This window comes from Blautia sp. MSK18_10, from assembly GCF_020553185.1.
Classification (GTDB): domain Bacteria; phylum Bacillota; class Clostridia; order Lachnospirales; family Lachnospiraceae; genus Blautia_A; species Blautia_A wexlerae.
Map to the genome: position 1 here is coordinate 1 of NZ_JAJCGT010000119.1, position 742 is coordinate 742.

General features: G+C 38.5%; 2 protein-coding genes. One reads left to right on the plus strand and one right to left on the minus strand.

Annotated elements, in window-relative coordinates; genetic code table 11:
- Positions 1–325, minus strand: a 325-nt coding sequence (locus tag LI074_RS17075; RefSeq protein ID WP_173698467.1) for a winged helix-turn-helix transcriptional regulator, incomplete at its 3' end; no start/stop codon positions are given.
- 142 nt (positions 326–467) lie between these two features.
- Here LI074_RS17075 and LI074_RS17080 point away from each other — a divergent pair.
- Positions 468–742, plus strand: a 275-nt coding sequence (locus LI074_RS17080; protein ID WP_173698468.1) for a cupin domain-containing protein, incomplete at its 3' end; no start/stop codon positions are given.

Genomic DNA, 742 nt, shown 5'->3' on the forward strand with positions numbered 1-742 from the left:
GTTCAATAATTGATTTATAGTAGTTACCAAAGTCAGCAAGTGAATTAACAATTGGAAGCATTTTTGTTCCGAGTTCCGTTAAGCCGTATTCAACTCTCGGTGGCTGCTCATGGTAATCGTGGCGATATGCCAGTCCATCACTCATCATTTGTCTTAAACTCTCTGTCAAAACCTTTTGTGAAATACCATCTATACTTCGTTGTAGCTCATTGAATCTCCATGGACGCTCTTTCAAGTTACGCAAAATCAGCAGTTTCCATTTTCCTCCGATGAGCGATACTGCTGTTGCAACTGGGCATTCCGGTAATTCTTCTTTTGCTCGCATAATTCTCACCTCCGAGTCTATTGTAACACATTCAATTTTGAGTGTACAGTTACAAAAAGGTGCGTACTTGTTTTTGTATGTGTCTCACACTATACTAATGCCAAGCAACCAGAAACTACAAATTAACTATGGAGGTATTATTATGGCAAATTACACAAAAACAACTATTGGAAAGGAAAACCGAATTGAGCTACATGAAAAGTTGTCTTTAACAGGTGCAGAAATCAGTTTAAACGAACTACCTGCAGGAGCAAATGTCCCATTTGTTCATTCTCATAAAGAAAATGAAGAAATCTATGGAATTCTTTCAGGTAACGGCAAAGCCATAATTGATGGAGAAGAAATCAGCCTTTCAACTGGAGACTGGCTAAAAATCGCACCTGCTGCAAAGCGTCAGTTTTTTGCATCCGATATTTC